We start from the raw sequence: 21796 nt of genomic DNA, 5'->3' as shown, positions 1-21796 counted from the left end.
AGCATCAGCTTTTTTTGAGTTTTAACAATATGAGTTAGGACCTTAATGAACTCCCAAAAAAATATAGTAATGCTATTATTTTACTGGTATATTATGTTATAGTATTCATGGGTTAGAAAAATATGGAATTATTATTACGTGGTAGATCTCATTTCGTATTTTTTTATTAAGTATGGGAGATTGAGAGCTTTTCTAGAATTGTGTGCAGCCAGAGGGTTGTAAGTAGTTGAATCGTCTATGATTAATAGAATGAGGAGGAGAAAATGGGTATGAAAAAGTGGAAGAAAACTGCGTTGTCATTAGGTTTGGCATCTTCATTAGTCGTACCAAGCTTTACATCAGCAGCCTTTACACCGACGCCAACCAATGTGAAAGGATTAAAGGAGCAAGAGTTTTATAATGTGCTAGATCGATTGAATTTAACTAACAAAGAACAGCAAGAGCTCGCATTTAAACAACAATTAGAAGCAAATGATCAAGTTAGCGAGGATACGCTCATCATCAAATATAGCACAAAGCTATCTGATAAAGTACATAACCGTGCAGGAACGCTCGTTGAACGATCGTTCCCATCACTTGGCTATGATGTTGTAAAACTTAAAAAGGGCCGTAGCTTACAGGATGCGATGCAATATTATACTTCCCAAAGAGACGTTGTAAACGTATTGCCAAGCTATACGTACGAGCTACTAGGAGGTAAGGGTGATCCGAAAGCGGACAGCATGTATCATTTATCGCTGTTACAAATTGATAAAGTATTAAATCTTGCAGGGGATCATGAAGTAACTGTAGCAGTCATAGATTCAGGAATTGACGTAGACCACCCAGATTTAAAATCCAAAATATTGCCGCCATATAACGCTGGTGATCCTGCGAATCAAGGTATGCCATACCATCATGGTACACACGTTTCAGGAATAATTGGTGCAGAGGCCGACAATGGAAAAGGTGGGCATGGAATCAATCCTAAGGCAACGATTTTACCTATTGACGTGTCCTATCTAACTGACTATGTCATTGCAGAGGGAATTTTGTATGCGATTGAGCAAGAGGCAGATGTCATTAATATGAGCCTCGGAGGATCGATGCCTAGCCCGATTATGGAGGACGCAGTACAAAAAGCACTAGACGCTGGCATTACTGTTGTAGCTGCAGCAGGAAATAGCACATCTGATGCATATCATTACCCAGCGGCGTTTGATGGAGTCATTAGTGTAGGCTCTACAAATAGTGAAAATGAGCTTTCATATTATTCGAATTTTGGACCAGCTGTAGATATTGTAGCACCTGGTGAAGACGTCTATAGTACAGTGTTTGACCTTCAAAAAAATGCATCATCCTATGTAGAAATGAGTGGAACATCGATGGCATCTCCAGTCGTTGCAGGTGTCGTATCACTCTTATTATCTACATACCCAGATTTAACACCAGCTCAGGTTGAATTCATACTTGAACAAACAGCCATTGACCTAGGTGAAGCAGGGTATGATTTAACATTTGCGAATGGGCTAGTTAATCCGGTGGGTGCTTTACAATTCGACATGAATCTTTTACCTGACGTGATAGAGTGGAATGACGAGAGAGTGTTAGCTGAAGGTGCCGATGTATCATTTGTTGAAGAGGCCTATTCAATAGAAGGAAAGCTTAGCTCACCTAACGAAATAGCTTGGCACAAAGTTGAGCTTGAGGAAGGTCAATCAGTCCAAATGATCTTAAACGGTGCTGAGGATTATGACTATAAGCTCGACCTCAGATTTTACGCTGAAGGAACAAAGGAAACTAGTAGCATATTAGAAGTAAATGATATGCTGGCTGGTGGTGCAGAAGGCCGTTTATTCACAGCCGTTGAAAAAGGAACATTAGCCATTGGGGTTACCGATGTGAATGGAAATTATAGCTTGCAAGGGAAATCTTCCTATGAGCTCACGTTAACTCGTCATGATGAGCTTCATGAGGATGGGATTACAAAAAATGAGCCTGTCATCATTACAGAATTACCATTCGATAGTAACGATCTTGATATTGCTCCGTTAACCTTTTTACCTGAAGAAGACAAGAATGGAGAATTAATTTCGGACAAAGACTATTTCACATTCTCAGTAGATGAACCGCAAATTGTAAGTATTTCATTGTCAGAAGTAGTAGGAATAGATTCAGCAATTAATGTTTATTTTGCAGAAGATTTTTATCAAGAGCTTCCGGTAGGTCTTTCAGCTGAAGAGCTTGAATGGTATAAACCGTGGGCAATTGAGAGCATGAATGGAGGACGCATGGGTGAAGGTGAAGTCCTTACGTTTGAAGCGATGCCAGAGATGGAATATGTAATAGAAACATCTAGTGAGCCAGTGGATGATTTCTTTTTCTTCTTCTTTGATCCATTTAATCCATTTTTTGATCCTTCACAAATGATGGGGGAAGAAGACAATATCCCAGCTTCTGCGGATCCGTATCAAGTAACAATGAACACAGTTGAACTACCAGCGGATGAAGATGCAGAGCAAATGGACAGTTATGAAGATGAATTTATTGCAGGTAAAATAAGCAAGCAGGAATATATGCAATTAAAGAAGGATGAAATCGAACAAGATTTAGTGATCATCATAGAGAGTTATTTCGAGGAGTTTTCTGATGAATTTCTTGATAGAATGACTTCTACAGCCATTGAATATACTGTTGGAGATGAAGCAGAAGGATATTTCCAAATGTATGGTGATGAGGATTTTTACACTTTTACGACTGACAAAGATGCTGTATATAAATTTTCATTGAATCAAGATAAATCGATGATGCCAATGGTGACGATTTACGAGTTTGATGAAGAGGAGCATGATCTTATTGCAGTAGGAAGATCAGGATATAGCATTTATACTGGAGAGCCTGAACCGGTATTGACAATTGCTTTACAAAAAGAGAAGAGCTACTTCTTAAAAGTAGAAAATAGAATGTACCGAATTTCAGAGGTACCGTACGAGTTAACATCTACTATACTTGCTGATGCACCACACGAAAAAAATGAACAAAATGATCGACCTCTTCAGGCGACGATTATAAAGCCGAACCAACCTGAAACTGGGTATTTTGTATTTAATAATGATATTGATATGTATTATTATAAACATCGCAGTGCGGATGAGATTCTTGGATTTGGTCTAAAGACAAATGAGCTAACTGCTGAGCAAGAGGAAGCTATGCCGAACGAATTGAAAAATCCGTTAATGATGTCCGCACAAATCGTTGAAGACACGAATGGAAATATGATCATTGACGATGATGAAGCAAGTAAATCATTAAACTATTATTCGTTTTTCTTAGAAGATACGAATATATCAGGTTCGTTTAAAGCGAAAGAAAACGTTGGGTATTTTGTGTTAACTGCATCTACTGCATTTTTAGGCATATCGCTTAAATCTTATGATGTATCCATTCAAACACTGGGTAGTCAGGATGAAGATGCTGCCACAGTCGTTACGAATAACATCCCGTCAAAGCCACTTCATTTCGTGAAAAACGAAGCAACATATGAGGCAGTCGGATATTTAAATTCAGGTGTTGATTTTGGGGATAAGGACTATTATGACTTTATTGTCGAGCAAGACGGTACATTTGATGTAACACTAGATAGTCCAGGAGGGTTAGATGGTGTTGTAACGATCTACAATAGTCACGGTGTAGGTGTACTAGAAATGGATAGCTACGGTGAAGGAGATCAAGAGATTTCATCTGTATCATTAACAGCAGGAACGTATTATTTTGAAGTGAAAGACGCATACTTACGATTTAGTAAGGAGCCATATACATTACGTGTAACAAGCAATAATTAGCAAGACATACATGGGCTGAAGAGATCGTGCAACCTGATTTCCTCAGCCTATTTGATTTAGATCCGGTGCGAATAGGAAAGAGTAGTATATAAAAGAAAATAATAGTTTAATTGCAAAAAATATGAAACTTTTTTGTGATTTATACGTCTATAATAAAAGGGAACATAATAGTTTTATAGAGGATGTTCAAAAGCTATAACCTATTTTGAACATGCAAAATGATCGCACTTTGAAAGAAATGAAAGGGGAGTATGTAAATGAAAAAGTGGCAAAAAACAGCGATGTCATTAGGGCTAGCATCTACTATGTTGGTTCCTAGCTTTGCATCTGCATCGACGACACTGAACAATGCACAGGATTTTAAAGCAAATCAGCCCTATAATGTACTCAATCAATTAGATTTAACTAAATTAGAGAAGCACAAGCTTGCATACAAGCAGAAGACGGATGCGAGTGAGCAAATTAGTGAAGATACACTTGTGATTAAATATGACACTAAGTTAACAAATGCCATGCACAATCAAGCAGGTACGCTACTAGAACGATCCGTACCATTGCTAGGGTACGATATTGTAAAACTGAAAAAGGGACGCAACCTTGAAGATGCTGTTAAATATTACTCTTCGCTGGATCATGTTGCTAGTGTAACACCAAGTTATACATATGAAACAGATGCCATTAGCAATGATCCAAAATCCGAAAATATGTACCATCTATCTTTACTTGAAATTGATAAAGCGTTAAGCCTTGCAGGAGACCACGAAGTAACAGTAGCGGTTATTGACACAGGGATTGATGCCAATCACCCAGACTTGAAATCTCAAATTTTACCACCGTATAATGTCGGTGACCCGAACCATACAGCATCAGTAGATGTGCATAGCACACACGTATCAGGAATTATCGGTGCCGAAGCAAATAACGGTGTTGGTGGCTATGGCGTCAATCCGAATGCGAAGATTTTACCAATTGACGTGTTTGGAGGTATCTTCGTTAATGATTACGTGATTGCAGAAGGAATCTTGTATGCGATTGAGCAGGAAGTAGACGTCATAAACATGAGCCTGAGCTCACCTTTTCCAAGTCCTATTTTAGAGGAGGCTGTTGAAAAGGCGATTGATGCAGGGATTGTCATCGTCACCTCAGCAGGGAACACGGCTTCGGATGGATATCGTTATCCAGCTGCCTTTGATGGTGTCATCAGTGTTGGTGCGACCGATATGAATAACAAGCTAGCTGACTTTTCAAGCTATGGCGCGTACGTTGATATCGTAGCACCAGGTGTAGATATTTATAATACGGTATATGATTTTACGAAGCAAGCTTCCTCATACGCAGAGCTTAGTGGAACGTCAATGTCGTCGCCAATCGTTGCGGGTGTTGCTTCGCTCTTATTATCTAAATATCCTGATTTAAAGCCGCATGAGGTTGAAGCAATTCTAGAGCGAACAGCTAATGATTTAGGCGCTGAAGGCTATGATTTGAAGTATGCAAATGGCATAGTTAATCCTGTAGCTGCCTTGCAATATGATGTGAACCATTTGCCTCAAGTGATAGATTGGACAGATGAGAGGGTATTAGCAGAAGCTACGACTATTTCCTCTGCTGAATATACACAAGAAGGAGCGCTCACTTCACCCGAAGAGGTGGATTGGTTCCGATTTGATCTAGAAGAAGGTCAAGCTGTTCAAACATCGTTAATGGGTGCGAGCCAATACGACTATGAATTAGAGCTGCGTTTCTTTCCTGAAGGAGCGGCAGAAGCAGCAGAAACAATTGAGATAAATGATGCATTCCTAGGGGGGCAAGAAGGCACGTTATATACAGCCCTTGAAAATGGAACATTGGCTATCGGAATTACTGATGCAAATGGTAACTATAATATAGAAGGAAAGTCTCGTTACGAGCTGAAGCTTGAACGATTTGATGAACTACATGATGATGGGTTGACAAAGAACAATATCGCAGCTATTTCTGAGTTGCCATTTAATAGTGACAATTTGGAAAATGCGCCACTCACTTTCATACCTGAAGCAGATAACAATGAGGAGTACAAAGCTGATAAAGACTATTTCACCTTTAGTGTTGAAGAGCCTGAAGTTGTTTCGATATCATTATCTGAAGTACCTGGTATTGACTCAACATTGAATATTTATTTTGCAGATGATTTCAATAGGGAAATTCCTGCAGACGTACCAGAGGAAGAACTCTTTATGTTTGAGCCATGGCCATTTGTTCGAGCAAATACTGGTCAAACAGGTGAGGGAGAGGTAGCTACCTTTGAGGCGATGCCAGATATAGAGTATATTATTGAGGCTTCAAGTGAACCGGAGTTTGACTTCTTCTTTTATTTCTTTGAAGGTATAGAAGCACCTTCGGATGTCCTTCCTGCGTCAGCAGTACCATATCAGCTAGTAGCTGAAGTGGTCGATATTCCAGAGGATGAGGATGGCTATCCGATGATGGAAACATATGAGGAAGAATTGATAGAGGGGACGATTGATCAAGAGGAATATATTGCGTACAAAAAGGATGCTATAGAAGAAAATTCTATTTTTATTGGGTCTAGTTGGTCTGAATTCGACCCTGACGAAACTGAGCAAATTATTAGTTCTGCTATTCAATACAACATTGGTGACAATATTGAAGGGTATATTCAATACACTGGTGACCGTGACTTTTATACGTTTACCGCTGACAAAAATGCAGTCTATCAATTTGAGTTTGAAAATACAAAAACGATGATGCCTTGGGTAGAGCTTTATGAATATGACGAAGAAAGTAATGAGCTGTATTGGATTGCGTATACTGACTTTTATTACGGTAGCATGGAAAACCGTAAAATGACTGTTGCGCTAGAACAAGGTAAGCAATATTACGTTAAAATTCAAAACGACCTTTGGCAGCCGTCGGCAGAACCTTATCAAATGTCATCAACAACCCTTGTCGATGTGGCACATGACGCAAATGAACCAAACGACAAGCCGATTTTAGCAACGATATTAAAGCCTGGTAGCTCAGTAAGTGGCTCGTTCATTCTTCCTAATGATGTGGACACGTATTACTATAAACATCGTAGCGATACGGAAGTATTAGGTATATCGTTAACGCCAAATCCATATTCAGAGGAACAAGAGCAAAGCTTACCACAAGATGTTAAGGGCGCGCTGTTAATGGAGGCTGTTATCGTTGAGGATACGAACGGTAATATGATGATTGATGATAGCGAAGCAGAAAAAGGAATGATGCTCATGCCAGGGTTCTTTAGTCCAGATGGAAAGATCCAAGGCTCATTTAAAGCAAAAGAGAACGTAGGATATATTATCGGAGCGATGAATTATACGTGGGATGGTTTATCAGTCCAAACATACGATATTTCGTTGTTCGAACCTAACACAGATGACGAGGATAGTAACTCGGTGGTAAGCAATCATGTTCCAACAGAGCCACTTCACTTTACAAAAGTTGAAGGAGCATATGAAGCTGTTGCTTACTTAAACGGTGGCGTCGAATTCGGTGACAAAGATTACTATGAATTTAATGTATCAAATGACGCAGCATTTGACGTGTCACTACAAGTACCATCATCAATTGATGGCGCTGTGACTATTTATGACAGCGAAGGTGATGTTGTGCAGGAAATCGACTTCTACGGAGTAGGTGACGAGGAAGTCGCTACAGTATCATTACAAGCGGGTAAATACTATTTTGAAGTGAAAGATGCCGCATCTAAATCAAGTAAAGAATCATATACTTTACGAGTAGCATTTAGTAAGTAGCATATAACATCATAAAAAGGTTGACTCAAAAGGGCAATGGCTCACAACGGTTCGTAATGAGAGTGAGCTATGACCCTATGAGTCACCTTTTTTTATTTTATGGCTCCACAACGTTTGAACTTCATCATACTAATGAAGGGAAAATGCAAACAAACACGGGATTTAGCATGTTTTTTGTGCGAAAGTAGGTACATAATATACTAGGACATATGTAGTGAAAAGCTTGATGAGGATGTAATCGTGTAACAGTTACTAAAACAAAATGCTCATTTAGTAACATTCATTAAAGTCTATTAGCGACTGAGCATCATTTGTAGTAGAATAATAGAAAAAAGAGGAGTGGAGATATTGAAAAAGATACTACCAGCGGCCTGTCTTTCGTCATTCATATTGCTATCAGGGCAGCCTAGCATACAAGCGGTCGCAGAGACAACAGCATCGATCGAAAAAGATGAGGTCGTGCAATTGACAGCTGCTGAAAAGAAACAATTATTATGGGAGGTTGCTGTTGAATACGGTATTCCGCCTGAGATATTAAAGGCTATCGCACAAAAAGAAACGGATATGACACAATTTAATGAGGATGGCACGCCATATATTTCAGAGGATGGCGGCATCGGCATGATGCAAATTACTCTTACAGAGGAACAGCAGCTTACTAGTGACATAGATGTGGAGCGCTTAAAGACTGACCTACGCTATAATATTGAAGTAGGAGCAAGTATTTTAAAGGAGAAGTGGGAGTGGGATTTCCTGCCTATTATTAATGATCATGACCCTACTGTGATTGAAAACTGGTATTTTGCAGTAATGGCTTACAATGGTCTATCAAAGAGGAATGATCCAAACTTGGAAGAGAATGAGCCTTACCAAGAGAAGGTCTTTCAATCCATTCGTGAAAATAGTTTACTAGATATTAAGGACATACCAAAGGTAGATATTACTTATGCTGATCCAGACAAGCCGGAGTTGATGACCTTTTCTGTAGCCTCTTATGATTGGCCCGAGCTAGCTACAAAATCAACTCAATTATTAACGACAGGTGATCAAGTTTATACATTAAATAATGCTGCGTCATATTCATATATTCGTCATGATGTAGATGGTGAACATGCTGGCAATTTACCACACTATACCCCTTTAGAAATCGTGAGTGGACCTTTTGAAAGTGATAACGATGCAAACCATCTTGTTTATTACGAAATAAAAGGGAACGGAGTAGACGCATACATATCATCTTCTAATCTTCAGCAAGGAAACGTTTCAGTTTTTCCTGATATCGAAGATCGTGAAGTAGCAGCAGCAGTTACTTATTTACAATTGAAGGGTATGATTTCGGGTCATGTAGACGGCACATTTAAGCCGGACGATACTTTATTGCGCAGACATGCCGCGTCTATCTTAGTGAAGGCTCTTGACTTAAAGCTACCTGAGGGCTATAAGATGAAGGCAACTGATATGGAACAGGGCGAACTAGGCTATGATGAGATGCTCATTGCTGAAGCTCATGGCATAATGGGTGTCGGCGGAAAGCTGCGTCCTAATGAATATTTGACGAGATCGCAAATATCTTCAATATTAGCTCGTACGTATACAGATACATACGAAGCAGCTACAACAAATGTAGCATTTATAGATATGGATAATACATATTGGAATTATGAGGATATTAATCTACTAGCGAATAATGGCATCACTGACGATCAGGCATTTCGACCGGAAGACGATGTTACGCGAGCTGAATTTTCACTGTTTTTAAAACGGACGCTTACACTTGAAAAGTAAAATATTTTAAAATATATGTAGATTAAGTCTAGAGTGATACGTCTAGACTTTTTCCTTATAGTAGAATGATAGAAAAAACAGGTGGTGTATATATTGAAAAATTTACTTCGGTTGTTTGTCATTTTATGTGTATTCATGCTTGCTTATACGATTGACGTTGAAGCAGCAGTATTTGATGAAACGAAGACAACGACAGCAGCCCAATTTCAGTACGAGGATTATTACACGTTAATGCAAAGCTATACAGGTGATAGTGGTGTAACGATTGAAAGCTATAGCTCCAAATGGAAAACACAAGAGCAGCTTATTGAAGTTGAACAAGAGCTATTGCGTAATAAGCACGGTGAGGAGCTTGAACTATTAGGGAAGGTTGTTCTTCTCCCTGACTATCCTGCCGGAGACGAAACACTAGGGCAGTATTTTGCACTTTATGAAGGACGTGGAACAAAGTGGTCCCTTTTACCAGACAGGAAGATTTACTTATATGGTGTCGATGACTTCTCAACAGTGCCAGAAATTGCTCAGACATTATCGCATGAATATGGCCATCACTTTACATTTTATCATTTAATAGAAGGTGAGAACCTAGAGCCTGATGAGTGGATGAAAAGTAATTACGCTGATGTTCGAAGCCTTTCAACAAATCACAAAGCTCATAGTGACGGATCAGGGGACTATGTATGGGGGCTAGCAGAAATTTTGGCGGAGGATTACGTACAATTATTTGGTACAGAGTTAGCCATTAAGGATCATGCTCAATTAAATGGCATCATTCAGACCCCATTCGATAATGTTAATATTCAGGAATATTGGCGTGAAGTGCTCAATTCAAGCGAGTATGAAGTAAGGGAGCCGATGGATTTATATCTTCTTGATTACGAGAAGAACATGCGGGATAGTTCCTATTATAATTTGCAGTTCCATACATCTTCAATAAGTAACAACCCAATCTTTTTAATTGGCCAAGACGGAGAAGGTATATATAAACCAATAACGATTGGTACGATTGAGACGAGTAGCCCATCAGCTAGTTGGTATAGTCCATCCGAGCTTCAAGCTAATCTTTCCTGGGTGTTTGATAGCTATACATTTAAGCGTGTTAAATTTATTACACGGCAGCATGAAGAGGTAGGCTTTAACCGTGGCTCCGAGTCGTTAAGAATAACGTATAATAATATAGAAGAAAGTAAGATCACTAACGAGCAATTGAACCTTCAAAACAGTTTAACGTTTCTGGAAAAAAAGCAGCTACTATCAGAAATAGCGAATGAATATCGCATTCCAGCAGAAGTACTAAAAGCGATTGCATATGTTGAAACAGGCATGATGCAATTTAATGACGATGGGCACCCGATCATCTCAGAGAATGGCGGGCTAGGCATGATGCAAATAAGGCTGTCTGATGAGGAGATGAATGAACGAGGGATTGATCGTCATCAATTAGAGACCGACACACGTTATAATGTAGAGGTCGCAGCACAACTGTTAAATGAATACTGGGAATCAAGCAAACTACCGAAAATTAACGAGCATGACCGAAGCATTATTGAAGACTGGTATTTTACGATCATGGCATATGACGGATTAACTAAGCAAAATGACCCGCATATTGAACAGGAGCAAGCCCCTTATCAAGAGCGTGTCTTTGAGGTTATTCGTGGGCATAGCTTAGTTTTTGTTCAACAAATACCACCTTTTGATCTTGTTTATGATGATACTGATGCGCCAGAACAACTTAGTTTTCCAACGATGTCCTATCAATGGGACGGGTTAATGACGCAAACAACTCAGCCCTTCAGCAATGGTGACCTTGTATATACGAACAATGCTCATGCATCCTATTCGGAGTTTAGCGATGAGCTCGATGGAGACACAGTGAAAAACGTCTTTGACTACACACCATTTCAAATTATTGCAGGGCCTTTTGAAAATAACGACCCTGCGATCCATTATCTATTTTATGAAGTGCTTGGCAATGAGATGGGTGGCTATATCGCATCGGTGAATGTACACAAAGGTACTGTCACGATCTTTCCAGATATTGAGTATGATGACATTGCAGCAGCGGTCTCGTATTTACAAATGAATGAGGTCATCAATGGCTATGAAGATGGCACTTTCAAACCAAATCATACACTGCTTAGAAGACATGCAGCGGCAATCATAGTAAGAGCACTTGATTTGAAGCTTCCAGAAGGCTATGAAGTAAAAGCAACAGATATGAATATAGGTGATTTAGGCTATGAAGCAATGGCTATCGCTGAAGCAAATGGCTTAATGGGTGTAGGAGGAAAGTTGCGTCCGAATGAATTTGTAACGAGATCACAAATCGTCTCTATTTTAGCCCGTGCCTATACAGATAAATATATTCCTGCTACAACAAACAAGGTCTTTACGGATGTAGATGAAGCATATTGGAACTATGAGGATATTAACTTATTAGCAAATAACGGCATCATTCCTGAGCAGACCTTTCGACCGGCGGACGACATTACACGTGCCGAATTTGCACTATATGTGATGCGAACGATGCTTCTTGAATAACATCAAATATAAAAGCGATACTCCCTCGGTGGAGTATCGCTTTTTAGCTTTTGAGAATTGTATAGGTAGCATTCTTTAGTCATGATCAATAACGATGTATGACCTTATTAAACAACAATTATGTAATAGTTGAAAATTCTTAGTACAAGGCACGATAGAGAAATGCTGCAAATTGAGAACGGTTTATTTCAGCGTCTGGCTTGAATGACTGATCTTCATACCCTGTTGTAATGCCTGAAGCAGCGAGCCTTTGAATGGCATCGTATGCCCAGTGTGATGCATCAACGTCAGTAAACTCAATCGGTTCTTTAGCCTCTTCTAGTGAAAACAGCGTAGAAAACCATGTTGCAAGCTGTGCTCTTGTGAGACCTTTGTCTGGGTTGAAGTTTCCTTCTTCACCACCGTTAATTCCTTGTTCCTGCAATGCGTTAATCGCACCTACAGCCCAATGATCACTTGATACATCCTTAAATGTTTCCGTTCGGTTAGACATATCTAAATTCTTTGCTACTGCAAGTAATGCGGCTACATCGGCCTTTGTAATAATTGTTTCCGGATAAAAATAGCTATCTTCATATCCAATGATCAATCGATCTGTAGCCAATGTCTCAATTTCATTATACGCCCAGTATGTCGTCGGTATATCATGGAATGAAGCTACTTGTAAATCATAAGAAAGGTAACGTCTTGCACCTAAATAACGAGCTTTCCAATAATAAGGATCATTTAAAGAGCTAATTGAGACACCCTTACCATTTTGAGAATGAATAAACTGATCATCTCCAATATAAATGCCTGAATGGGATACGCCACTACCGCTCGTATTAAAAAACACGAGATCACCGATGCGGAGATTAGCTTTATCAACTTTTACTCCACTATTGTATTGCTCACCAGTTGTTCTCGGTAAAGAGATCCCAGCTTGACCTAGTACGGTCCGTACATAACCTGAGCAATCAAAGCCACTCACAGTTGTGCCCCCGTATTTATATGGAACACCGATATACTTTTTGGCAGCAGGCATTAACACGTCATAATTTTGTGCTGCAGCATATGTACTTATCGTATTAGAAAAAAATACAATAAATAATGTAACTATTATGAAACTAAAACGTCTAATAATATGAATCACCCCATCACTTGGAAAATTACGCATCGTTTGCTAAATTTCTACACATAATTTATCTTATCATATTAATCTATTGACTTAGTTTACAGTTTTGTAACAATTAAGTTTAAAACATAGTAATAAACCCCCTCCAAAATACATATACTGAAATGTTCATATCTAGCATCCATTAATAGTAGAGACGATACATCATTTATTTGTAAGACGAACCACGCCTTAGGTATAGACTTATAAATTATTTTTGGCAAATTTTTAAAAAAGCAATTAAACTCTTGCATAAACTGACATTTCTTGTAGAATAGTAGTTGTAAGACTAGTATCTGTTTATGGTAATAAATTGTTAACAGGAATTCGTTGACATTTGTTCCTGAAATAATTATACTAGTACTTGTTTATAATTGGATTTAAGAGATTTATAGCTTACTAACATGACTTATTAAGTACATATTCTCTTAAATTGAATTACCTTAAATTTAGAATTACAAGTAGCAAAAGGGAGGAAATTATCTAATGGCTTACCAACCAAAGTCTTATCGTAAATTTTTAGCTGGATCTGTATCAGCTGCTTTAGTAGCAACTGCAATCGGACCAGTAGCAGCAAGCGCTGAAAGTGCTAGCTTCTCTGATGTGTCAGCAGACCATTGGGCTCATATGTACATTACTGAACTAGCAAATGAAGGAATTATTAACGGGTTCCCAGACGGAACATTCGGACCTCAAGTTGAATTAACTCGCGGTCAAGCTGCGAAATTATTCCAACGTGCTCTTAACTTAGAAGTTCCTGAAGATTTAACTTCTTTTGACGATGTAGCAGAATCAACTGACGAAGAGCTTAAAGAAGCTGCTGCTGCAGTAAAAGCTGCTGGAATCTTCAAAGGTAGCAACGGTGTATTCGGAGCAAGCGACACGTTAACTCGTGCTCAAATGGCTTCAGTTCTTGTTCGTGCATTCGGCTTAGAAGCAAATGACGAAGTTGAAGTTACTTTAACTGACTTAGACTTAATCGATGAGTCTCACAGAGAGAACGTTGCAATCTTATTCCAAAACGGTGTTACAACTGGTAAAGAAGACGGAACTTATGATGGAAGCGGAAGTGTACCACGTGCAAACTTCGCAGCATTCTTATACCGTTCATTAAATATGGAAGCATCACCAATTTCTGAAGTAACTGTTGTAGATAGCACGACTATCGACGTAGTATTCAACAGTGTACTTGAAGAAGTTAATGTTGAAGACTTCACTTTCGACAACGACCTTGAAGTATTAGAAGCTGAAATTCTTGTTGAAGAAGAAGCTGGTGAAGAGGAAGTTGAAGCAGCTGCTGAAGGTATGACTACAGTACGTCTTACAACTTCTGTTCAAGAAGATGGTGTTGACTATACACTTTCTTACATGGGAGAAGCTGTTGATACTGTTGTTGGTTTCACACCAACTGAGCCTGAAGTTGTAGGTGCAGAAGCAATTAACCTTATCCAAGTTGCATTAACATTCAATCAAGACTTATCTGATAGTGAAGCAGCTACGGATGTTGATAACTACAAATTTGTTGATTCTGATGATAACACGTTTGACGCTGTAGCTATAAGCTTTGACGGTAATCAAGCTATCGTTACATTAGAAGAAGCTGTTGAACAACAAGTTGAAGGTGAGCTTGTTGTTGATAAAGATGTCCTTGGAACGAGTGAAGATCACAAAGAAGAAGTTAAATTCTTCGATACAACTATTCCAACTGTAACTGATGTTTCAGTTATTGGTCATGATACAATTAAAGTTAAATTTAGTGAACCAATTAATGCAGAAGCTGATGGTGTAGACCTTAAAGATGCATTTGAATTAGATAACGGGGAGTACTTCATTGATGAAGTTAACTTCTTGAATAATGGTACTGAAGCTAACGTAGTTTTCTATTCTTCTATAGAAGAAGGTACTCGTACACTTACTGTAACGAATGAGTTAGAGGATTATGCTGGTTACAACCTTAAGGCTGAAAATATTGAAGTAGAAGTTGTTGAGGATACTGAGGCTCCAACATTAGTTGAAGTTAAGAATGTAACACCTTTAAAAGCTACTTTAGTATTCAGTGAAGATATCGAGCCTGCTGATGGTGGCGATGAGTTTGACGTGTTGGATTTCTATCATACAAACTCATCAAACACAGCTGCTAGTGTTTCATGGGAGGGTGGAAACGAAATTGAACTAACGTTCGATGAAGAAAACCAACTTCCAAACGGTATCGCATATATTTATGTTGATAAAGATACGGTACGTGACCTTTGGAATAACGAAAATGCTCAACAACTACGCTTAGAAGTACAAGTAGAGGTTGATGAAGAAGCACCTGTAGTCGAAGAGGTTAAAGTGCTAGATGATCAACAAACGTTAGAAATCACATTCAATGAAGAATTAGATGCTGATTCAGCAGAAGATCGTGATAACTATAAACTTTTAAATGAAGATGGCGATGAACTTGATTACTTTGGTAGAGACGGAGATTTAAGTTCAGATAAAAAAACTGTGACATTTAAATTAAGTGACGAACTTTATGGTAAAACTCAATTAGTAGTTGATGGAGTTGAAGATTTAGCTGGGAATGATGCTAGTGAAACTTTTGAGTTTGACGCAGAAGACGCAAAAGTTCCTGGATTCCCTACAGAAGCAAAAGTTTATACTGATGGTGATGTTCAAACATTAGTAATTGACTTTGGAGAGCCAATGGCCGTTGATGGTGAATTTTCAGTTCTTGACTTGAAAAAATATAAAATTGGATCTAAACAGTTATCAGGACTTGCTGATGGTGTGAAAATTTCAGCAATTGATAGCAATGAAAAAGTAAAAATTGAAATTGATACTGAAGAAGCAGACTTTACTATTGATCGCTCTAACGATTTAACAATTGCTCGTGTAGCAGATGCTGCTGGAAATCCTACTGAAGATTATTCAAGCACAGGAATTACTTTATTAGATGGCAATGATAGTCACGTTGGTGTTGATACAGCAGTAGCAGTGGCAAAAGACAAGATTGAAGTTACATTAAATGATAAGCTTACAAACTTTGAAGCAGATGATTTTGTAATTTCTATTGGTGGAAATGATGTTACTCCTGCAAGAGCATCTCTTGATAACTCTGGTTCAAAATCAGTAATTACATTTACATTAAGTGATGCTGATGTTTTAGATACAGATCCAGAAAATGATAATGTAGAAGTGAAATTAAATAGCGAAGCAAACTATGAAGTTGAATCTGTGAATCGTTTTGGAGAAACATTAGATTTTACTGACCATGATGTTACTGATGGAATTGCACCTGAATTAACAGAAGTAAATGATGTTGAAAATGTTCAACTAGTTTCTGATAATGAAATTGAATTAGTTTTCTCTGAAGCTATTAATGACAACACTGTATCTGCAGCTAGTTTTGATGTAGATGGCTACACTGTTGTGAGTGCTTCTTCAGGTGATACATCGACAGTAACACTTACTTTAGATAACACTGCTTCTGATTATGAAGCACCAGAAGTTGGAACTGCTGTAACACAAACAGCAGATATTTCAGATATGCATGGCAATAGTGTTTCAGGGCTAAGTGTAGAAATTGTCGATCAATCAGCTCCTACTATAACTGGTGCTGCATTTACAGATGCCGTTACAGAAGTAATTGGTGTTACAGCTAGCGTAGGGTTAGATTTCGATGGTGGTAATGCTAATGGAGATGAAATCACCATAACAGCTACTAGTGAGGGTGTAGCAGGTAATGGAATTACTGTTAGAATCGTAGATAACGATGCAAGTAGCACATCCACAACTGCTACGTTTAATGGCACAGATACAATAAGTGTTGAATTGAAAGATGATGGGTCTTCTGTAACAGCAACTGTAGCTGAAGTAATTGATGAAATAAACAAATTCTCAGTAGTTCTTGCTGAAGCAGGTGCTGGTACTGCTACTACACCAGCTGCTGTTAATGGTACAACTTCAGGAGGTGTAGACGCTGTTTCAGCTGAGCCTGCAAAAATCGAGTTAACATTTAGTGAAGAAATTAAAGCATCTTCGATTAATGCGGCTTCAGAAATTACGATTAAAAATGCTGCTGAAGATACTGTTCGAAATTTAGGAACATCTCCTCAATTTACATTGTCAGGTGGAAATGTACTAACAATTGAACTTGCAGACGATGCTGATGTAGTTGCTTCTGATGTAATTACTGATATTGATGCTGAAGATTTAGAAGATAATAAAGTAGATTTAGATTCATCTGCTGACAAAGTACTATAATTCAAAAAGTTTGAAACTCATAGGGGATTTGCTCCTATGAGTTTTTTTGTTTTTTCAGTGGTGGTGCCAGCAAAAGGTCTCCCATGCCCGGATAGTAGGAACTTAATATATAGGATTCACAATTATAGAGCCCATAAGATCAAGCACTTAGGGATACTTGAACGTCAACTCGGTATATATTAGAGAAAACATCATCGCTTTTCATGTTCTTTTGGAAAGAGGTTTGCTGAAGAATATGCTTTTGTTGTAAGCTATCAACGCAAATGATGTAGTATCAATTGAAAAAACTATAAGGAAGGAGCTGAGATTAATAGTGTGTTTTTACCATTGTAAGTCAATTTAATAAACTTTAAAAAATTAGCACCTTGGGTAAAACGAAGACCTTCTAAAGGCAGTTGTATTGATAAAAATAATTGAGACACAAAAGTTTCAAAGTACAAAGTTATCATCGCTAATGCTGAAACTAGAGAACCAATTTCCATTTTTTAAAAAACTGGTAGAAAAAGACGAATTAAACACTTTTTGCGTCAATATGGTTGTAGAGTAGAATTTGATATATCTGTGAAGCACTAGAAAACCAGTTTTTGTGTATATACTCTACAAAAAACCAGAAAAGTTAACAGGAGAAGACAAGAGTATTTAGCGTTGTTAAAGGAAGTAAAAAAAAGGACTGAGAGAAATATTTTCGAGGTTTAAACAAGCAAAAAAACCCTCAAGAACGTTAACCAGATCAAAGAATGCTATTATCCCAGAGCTATATAAACCCTGGTAACTAAAAATTTTTAATAGTTTTACTTACAACTATTGTTATAGTTTTGAGGAGATTTACAATTTAACAAAAGTCATCAAACACAGTATTTTTGGATTTAGAAGTTTCAAAAAAAATATAGAGTAAAAATCTTATTGCTCATAGGTAAAAAAAAGAGGTTGTTAATGTTGGGGAGGCTGGTGATGAATTTATTTCACTCTCCCCAACATTAGAAGTAGAACTTAAATAAGAAATATATTTTTCAGTTATAACTTTCAAAATTTTTTCCATCAGAGCTTGCCTTTTTAAATGTAGATGCAAGAGTATTTATTTTTACATAAACCACTTTTATTAAATTAATGAGTTTAGGGTTAATTTATTATTTTTTTAGCTGTTTTAAAGAGACTACACCTTTATTTGCATTTATTGCTAGTTCATTAAAAACGTATCTTTTTCATTTCTCTTCTATATTTATTTTAAGAAATTATGTTTATATTCTTCTCGCTTTTCTTCTTGATAATAGATACTTCGATATTATCAACGTTATTGTTTTTTAAATCAGTAATTGGAACAATTTGCTCAACAAATTCACCAATAAGGTCATCTACTTCGTCCCCATTTAAATCTACGATAAGGTAAACAATTTCATCTTCTACGGCAGTAGATTCGACCTCGTATCTTCCTCCTCCAACTTCAAAGGACAGTCTAGATAATGTGTCCTCATCGATTTTCTCTGTGAAGGTCATACTAATAACAGCCTTTTCGTTATCGCCTTTCAGTGAATGGACGAATACTTCATCCTCTTCATCATCTTGAGCTATTTCAGGTGCTATTTTATCATTTACGAGTATACTCTCAATCTCTAAAATTTGTCCAAAGCGATTAGTAGTAGACGGCTTTTTAGTAGTAGAAATATATATGCTATCACCACGGTAAGTTGCATCATGATCTAGCTCATTTGCTAATGTAAATGTTAATATTGCTTCATCGTCTTTCATATCCAAATCAAAATCTTCAATAGAAAGGATTTCATTGGAATCAGCCTTCTTATCCTCATCCTTATCTACAAAGAGATCAATATCATCTACGTCGAAGTCATAGAGAGGCTCATCAAAAGTGACTTCAATCGAATTTGTTGTTAAAGCGATAACATGATCCTCTCCAATTGTAAACGTGTCCGTAGAGTTAAGCTCAATGACATTGTATAAGCTTTCAGTCCGTTCACCATTTTCATTAGCCACCATTGCCACAGATAAGCTTATATCTTCTAGATCACGTTCTTCAATTGCTTCAAAAATATCGTCGAAAAAGTCCTCGTAATTTTCCGATAAAGTCCCATCCTTCTTAATAACAATCTCGAGTTTTTCTCCACCATCGTACGGGTTAGTATCAATATTAATATTATTATCTTCATCTAACGTTTCTAATAACACAGATGTCTGATCTGTTGCTAGTTCGTACTTACTTAAATCCTCAATGGAATATTGACCACTTTTTGCCATTTTTTCTTTAAAATCAATAATGAAAAATAGCTCATCGTCATTGACGAATACATTTGCGGTAAAATCTTGTGGAGGAACTTCGCTGCCAGCTACAAATGAATAGCTGTTTTCATCTAATTCATTGCCAAATAAATCTTGTATATCATAAGCTTTAAACGTGTATTCACCTTTGGAGAACTCTCCATAACGTGTATCTAATGTTACGATATACATTTGATCATTATAAGAATCTTTTTCTACTTCAACCTTTTTAGTAGTGATCTCATTACCATCATCATCGTAGACGGTTAGATTTTCATCTTCTAAAGCAGTTTCGCTATTGACTGGTTCTGAAAAAGTTACAAGTAGTTGAACATAGCTGCTTCTTGCATCTTCCTCTTCAATCATTTCAACAGCTTCAATAATTGGAGAAGTTTCATCATCCTTTAAAATGACCTTCTTTGTTATACTATTATTTTTATTACCCCATAAATCAGTAACGACAGCGGAATCAACGTGAATTTCTGTTTGATCATCTGTTATTACTTGTTCCTGATCAAAAATGACAACGATTTCTCTGTTGTTTTTTTGATACACAGTTCTTGCATCAATTGAACGGCTTGAGTGGTGAAAACTCTCCTCTATATTATTATCGTCATCAAGCTCAATATCCTTATTAAATACTAGAGTATATTGATTAGGATAAACATTACTAACCTTTTCTAGGGTAGGCTTTGATTCATCATATTCTACTATAAACGGAATAGAAGACTCCTTCACTTTAAAGTTAGCATAATCACGTATCTCATTATCGAGAGTTAGCGTATGTTCTCCTTCTTCTATGTTTGAATATAGCTCGATATTTACTGCTTTCCCGTTATCAAGAACAGATATTGATTTAATAGAAAAGTCATCATCATCAATATCAAATGCAGATTTTATGTCTCTATTAGTAATTTCCTCTCCGTGTATTGCATCAAAATTCATTGCCTCAGAGAAGCTTACTTTAAGGTTGTTTTGACTAATTGCTGTAACATTAACGACTTCTGGTACATGGGTATCCAAAAAGTTTACATCTTTTGCAAACTCTTCACCGGTAATCGTTTTATCAATTGTAATAAAAGTATTTGAGTTATTTTGTTGGATGTTCTCAAGTGTAATAACGATTTTGTCTTTATAGGCTCTAACTTGAGCTATATCGATAGCGTCATCTTTTGAGTCAGTTATCTCATAATATCGTTCATTTTCTAATATGTCGCTATTATACCTATCATGATTCAAATCAATTTCAATCTGACGTAAATTCGACGCTTTAACACCCTTTATCTCCAAAGGACCATCTTCAATAAGTACTGTTGTATATATCTTTGTCCCACTACCTGCTATGGAACCAATTAGCTCGTAAAATCCAGGGCTTGAAAAGTCAAAGTCTTCATCATTCCAGGTAACCGCTACTTCATCTTCTCTACCATCGTAGTAAGTTACTTCTACTGTTTCTGGTAATACTACTTCTTCACTTATATCGAACGTCATGTCAGGAACGCGTTCAACAGATTGTATTTGGAAGATTGAACGATACATAAAGGCAGCAAACTGACCTCGCTTTACCGCTTCCTTAGGGGCATATGACCCATCATTTTTTCCTGTCGTAATGCCATTTTGAAACAGTACCTTTACAGCATTTACGTACTCTGATTCAATTGTATGCAAGTCTGTTAACGTTACTTCAACATCATTATTTTCTTGTAAATCAAATGCTTTCACGAGCCACATAGCCATGACATCTCTCGTAAGGGGTGCGCCTGCATTAAATACGTTTTCGCCATCTTCCTTTAAGAGGTCAGCACTCTTCATCGCTGCGATGTAATCTGCAAATTCTGAGCCTGAACGTATATCAGTATACTCTTCAATCAACTCATCGACATTTTCGGGTATGTCAAGCTGGAGTGCGCGGGTAAAAAGCTTAGCTGCTTGTCCTCTTGTTAAAGCTTGATACGGTTTAAACGTGCCGTCGGGATAGCCGGTAATAATGCCTTTTTCAACAAATGTTTTTACCTCTGTATAGAATGTTTCGCCCTCTTTTAAATCTGAAAATGAAATCTCTGCATGTATTGAAGATGGAACAGCTATGCTTGTAACGAGAGCAGCTGATAAAGTTGATGCTACAAATTTTTTATAACTCAAATGGAAATACCTCCTTAATTTTCGTTAAAAACTAGTAATTACCAATTTAAGAA

The 21796-nt window shown here is 37.5% G+C and carries 7 protein-coding genes; 5 read left to right on the top strand and 2 right to left on the bottom strand.

The genetic code is table 11. The features are described 5' to 3' along the window. The first annotated feature begins 269 nt into the window (after positions 1-269). The 4 genes from JM172_RS03985 to JM172_RS03970 all read left to right on the top strand — a co-directional run bounded on the left by JM172_RS03985 (position 270) and on the right by JM172_RS03970 (position 11929). Positions 270-3821 carry a S8 family peptidase gene (locus tag JM172_RS03985; protein ID WP_214480800.1) on the top strand — a complete coding sequence of 1184 codons (3552 nt, stop codon included), beginning with the start codon at positions 270-272 and terminating at the stop codon, positions 3819-3821. Positions 3822-4078: 257 nt separating this feature from the next. Next, positions 4079-7600 (top strand): S8 family peptidase, encoded by a 3522-nt coding sequence (locus JM172_RS03980; protein WP_214480799.1) that lies wholly within the window; start codon positions 4079-4081, stop codon positions 7598-7600. A gap of 348 nt (positions 7601-7948) precedes the next feature. Next, positions 7949-9385 (top strand): S-layer homology domain-containing protein, encoded by a 1437-nt coding sequence (locus JM172_RS03975; protein ID WP_214480798.1) that lies wholly within the window; start codon positions 7949-7951, stop codon positions 9383-9385. A 93-nt stretch (positions 9386-9478) separates the two neighbouring features. Further along, entirely contained in the window at positions 9479-11929 is a 2451-nt protein-coding gene (locus tag JM172_RS03970; RefSeq protein WP_214480797.1) for an S-layer homology domain-containing protein, read from the top strand. 139 nt (positions 11930-12068) lie between these two features. On the opposite strand, the gene JM172_RS03965 is transcribed toward JM172_RS03970, so the two are convergent. Then, positions 12069-13085 carry a C40 family peptidase gene (locus JM172_RS03965; RefSeq protein ID WP_250886506.1) on the bottom strand — a complete coding sequence of 339 codons (1017 nt, stop codon included), beginning with the start codon at positions 13083-13085 and terminating at the stop codon, positions 12069-12071. A 483-nt stretch (positions 13086-13568) separates the two neighbouring features. On the opposite strand from JM172_RS03965, the gene JM172_RS03960 reads away from it, so the two are divergent. After that, the gene (locus JM172_RS03960; protein WP_214480796.1) at positions 13569-17330 is read left to right on the top strand and encodes an S-layer homology domain-containing protein; all 3762 of its coding nucleotides are present in this window, start codon (positions 13569-13571) and stop codon (positions 17328-17330) included. 1224 nt (positions 17331-18554) lie between these two features. On the opposite strand, the gene JM172_RS03955 is transcribed toward JM172_RS03960, so the two are convergent. Beyond that, positions 18555-21743 carry an S-layer homology domain-containing protein gene (locus JM172_RS03955; RefSeq protein WP_214480795.1) on the bottom strand — a complete coding sequence of 1063 codons (3189 nt, stop codon included), beginning with the start codon at positions 21741-21743 and terminating at the stop codon, positions 18555-18557. Positions 21744-21796: the final 53 nt, after the last annotated feature.

Origin of the sequence: Bacillus sp. SM2101 (assembly GCF_018588585.1) — a bacterium.
Taxonomy (GTDB): Bacteria; Bacillota; Bacilli; order Bacillales; family SM2101; genus Nanhaiella; species Nanhaiella sioensis.
This window is presented reverse-complemented; position numbering and strand designations above follow the sequence as displayed.

Bases quoted from the DNA above. Each gene is read 5' to 3' on its own strand.
- JM172_RS03985 (WP_214480800.1), top strand. From the start codon at position 270: ATGAAAAAGTGGAAGAAAACTGCGTTGTCATTAGGTTTGGCATCTTCA.
- JM172_RS03980 (WP_214480799.1), top strand. From the start codon at position 4,079: ATGAAAAAGTGGCAAAAAACAGCGATGTCATTAGGGCTAGCATCTACT.
- JM172_RS03965 (WP_250886506.1), bottom strand. From the start codon at position 13,085: ATGCGTAATTTTCCAAGTGATGGGGTGATTCATATTATTAGACGTTTT.
- JM172_RS03960 (WP_214480796.1), top strand. From the start codon at position 13,569: ATGGCTTACCAACCAAAGTCTTATCGTAAATTTTTAGCTGGATCTGTA.